Annotated in this window: 3 protein-coding genes and 1 pseudogene; 2 read left to right on the top strand and 2 right to left on the bottom strand. The window is 72.1% G+C overall.

The features are described 5' to 3' along the window. Nucleotides 1-19 precede the first annotated feature (19 nt). Together ACWF94_RS37925 and ACWF94_RS37930 are read right to left on the bottom strand one after the other, a co-directional pair. The gene (locus ACWF94_RS37925) at nucleotides 20-217 is read right to left on the bottom strand and encodes a MerR family DNA-binding transcriptional regulator (RefSeq protein WP_453499410.1); all 198 of its coding nucleotides are present in this window, start codon (nucleotides 215-217) and stop codon (nucleotides 20-22) included. Between the two features lie 211 nt (nucleotides 218-428). After that, nucleotides 429-1,340 (bottom strand): sugar phosphate isomerase/epimerase family protein, encoded by a 912-nt coding sequence (locus ACWF94_RS37930; RefSeq protein ID WP_453499412.1) that lies wholly within the window; start codon nucleotides 1,338-1,340, stop codon nucleotides 429-431. A gap of 130 nt (nucleotides 1,341-1,470) precedes the next feature. Between ACWF94_RS37930 and iolC the strand changes: the two genes are divergently transcribed. Next, nucleotides 1,471-2,625, top strand: a complete 1,155-nt coding sequence (gene iolC, locus ACWF94_RS37935; RefSeq protein WP_453499414.1) for a 5-dehydro-2-deoxygluconokinase — start codon at nucleotides 1,471-1,473, stop codon at nucleotides 2,623-2,625. Continuing rightward, nucleotides 2,622-2,859, top strand: a pseudogene (locus ACWF94_RS37940) (hypothetical protein); the annotation flags it as partial. The gene iolC and the pseudogene ACWF94_RS37940, both read left to right, overlap by 4 nt.

Here is a 2,859-nt window from a genome sequence, read left to right on the forward strand (position 1 = left end):
GGGTGGGGGCGGGAGCGGCTCAGTCCCTGCGGCCCCTGTACCCCGGCCGGTTGGCGACCCAGATCCGGATGGTCTTCGCGTACCAGTAGGGCCTTCCCGCTTCCACCCGGTCGGGGGGAGGGAGCAGACCGTGCTTGCGGTAGGAGCGGACCGTGTCCGGCTGCACCTGGATATGGGCGGCGATCTCCTTGTACGACCAGAGGCTGCTGTCCGTCATCTGTCTGGCACCTCCCTGCGCGCGACAGCGGCGGCCGGGAAGGCCGTCGGGGGAGCTGTCGTACCGACGCTGGTGGTCAGTGAGCCTGGCCCGGCGCGGGAGCACTGGCCAGAGAGATCCCGGGCTGTCGACCGCCTGTAACGGAAAAGCCGCGTAACGGAGAAATACGCGATGACCAAGCGACAACTGTGACAGATGTGATGAGTAGGGATCAGGCCCCGCAGGAGCGCAGAAACCGGCGCGTTCGCCGGGCGATCGGGAGCGGCTTGTCCGGCGGGCAGGGATACATGTCCTGCTCGACGACGGCGAACAGTTCGACGCCGAGGGCCTGCGCCGCCGCCAGGACGGGTTCCAGTGCGGGCACCCCCGACGGGGGTTCGCACATCACGCCCCGCGCCACGGCGGGGCCGAAGGGCACCTCGTCGGCGACGACCGAGGCGAGGATCTCCGGGTCCACCTGCTTGAGATGGAGATAGCCGATCCGTTCGCCGTAGGTCTCGATCAGTTTGACGCTGTCGCCGCCGCAGTAGGCGTAGTGCCCGGTGTCCAGACAGAGCGAGACCAGGCCGGGGTCGGTGCCGTCGAGGAAGCGGCTGACGTTCTCCTCGCTGTCGATATGGGTGTCCGCGTGCGGGTGGACGACGATCGTCAGTCCGTAGCGCTCCCGCACCTCGCGGCCGAGACGTTCGGTCTGGGCGATCAGATCGCGCCACTGCCCGGCGGTCAGCGACCGGTCCTCCAGCACCCGGCCGGTCTTGTCGTCCCGCCAGAAGGAGGGGATGACCACCAGATGTTCCGCGCCCATGGCCCGGGTGAGCGCGGCGATGTCCGAGACATGGGCCCAGGTCTGTTCCCAGACCGCCGGCCCGTGGTGCAGCCCGGTGAAGACCGTGCCCGCCGACACCTTCAGCCCGCGCCGGGCGGTTTCCTCGGCCAGTACGGCGGGGTCGCTGGGGAGATAGCCGTACGGGCCCAGTTCGATCCACTCGTATCCGGCCTCGGCGACCTCGTCGAGGAAACGCCGCCAGGGGACCTGCTGGGGATCGTCGGGAAACCACACGCCCCAGGAATCGGGCGCCGAGCCGATCCGGATGCGGTTCAGGGACGGGACGGATGACGTCATGGAACCGACCCTTCCGGCCGCCGCCGAACGGTGTCAAGCGTTCGTCCGTATGTCAGGACAAAATGTTGACAGGGTTCCGGAAGGAGCACTAGACCTGAGGAGAGCCGGGTGCCGAAGCGAAGGGACGCGCATGTCTCAGCCGTACGACCCTCCGCCGTACGACGTGATCACCATGGGCCGGATCGGGGTGGATCTCTATCCGCTGCGGACCGGGGTTCCGCTGGCGCAGGTGGACACCTTCGGGAAGTTCCTCGGTGGCTCGCCCGCCAATGTCGCCGTCGGCGCGGCCAGACTGGGACGGCGTACGGCGGTGATCACCCGTACCGGCCGGGACGCCTTCGGCGACTATCTCCACCAGGCGCTGGGCGAGTTCGGCGTCGACGACCGCTGGGTGACATCCGTCGCGGAGTACCCCACCCCGGTCACCTTCTGCGAGATCTTCCCCCCGGACGACTTCCCGCTGTACTTCTACCGGCAGCCCAAGGCCCCCGACCTGGAGATCCATGGGCATGAGCTGGATCTGCGGGCGATCCGCGCGGCCCGGGTCTTCTGGATGACCGGAACCGGGCTGAGCGCCCAGCCCAGCCGGGACGCGACCCTGGCCGCGCTCGCCCACCGGGACCGCTCCGGCATCACGGTCTTCGACCTCGACTGGCGGCCCGTGCTCTGGGACGGCGCGACCCGGCGCGACCCCGGCACGGCCCGCCCGTACTACCGCGAGGCGCTCGCCCTGGCCACCGTCGCCGTCGGCAACGCCGACGAGTGCGAGATCGCCACGGGAGAGCGTGACCCCGACCGGGCGGCCCGCGCGCTCCTGGCCGCCGGGGCCGAACTCGCCGTCGTCAAGCAGGGCCCCAAGGGCGTGCTCGCCCTCCACCGCGACGGCACCCGCGCCGAGGTTCCGCCCGTCCCCGTCGAGGTGGTCAACGGGCTGGGCGCGGGTGACGCGTTCGGCGGGGCGCTCTGCCACGGGCTGCTCGCCGGCTGGGACCCGGAACGGATCATGCGGTACGCCAATGCCGCCGGAGCCATCGTCGCGGCCCGGCTCGCCTGTTCCGCCGCGATGCCGTACGCCGCCGAGATCGACCAGGTCCTCTCCGGCGGCCCGGTCCCGCCGACCCCGCCGGTCCCGCCGACCTCGTCAGCCCCACCGGCCACGGCACCGCCGCCACCCGGGCCCGACTCCGTACGGCAGGACGCTGTACGGCCCGACGACGTACGCCCCCGCTCCGCGACCCTCCCGGGGGGTCCCGGAGCGGCACCGGGGCCCGGTGGGTCCCGGTGACCCGCGTCGACATCGGTGAGCTGGCCGCGATCCGCAGCCGTCACCCCGAGGCGGTCGCCGAGGCCGCCACCCGCCGTCGCAGACGCCCCGGGCTCCTGGGGGCGAGCGGTCGTCTGATGATCGTCGCCGCGGATCACCCCGCCCGGGGCGCGGGGGGCGGGGGCGGCCGGCGGGGGGCGCGGGGCCCCCCGCGGCGTGAGGAGGGGCGGGTGAGCCAAGGGGGGGGCCCCCCCC

Source organism: Streptomyces sp. NPDC055078 (assembly GCF_053607985.1).

Coding starts and splice junctions, on each gene's coding strand:
- ACWF94_RS37930 (WP_453499412.1), bottom strand. CDS start 1,340: ATGACGTCATCCGTCCCGTCCCTGAACCGCATCCGGATCGGCTCGGCG.
- ACWF94_RS37925 (WP_453499410.1), bottom strand. CDS start 217: ATGACGGACAGCAGCCTCTGGTCGTACAAGGAGATCGCCGCCCATATC.
- iolC (WP_453499414.1), top strand. CDS start 1,471: ATGTCTCAGCCGTACGACCCTCCGCCGTACGACGTGATCACCATGGGC.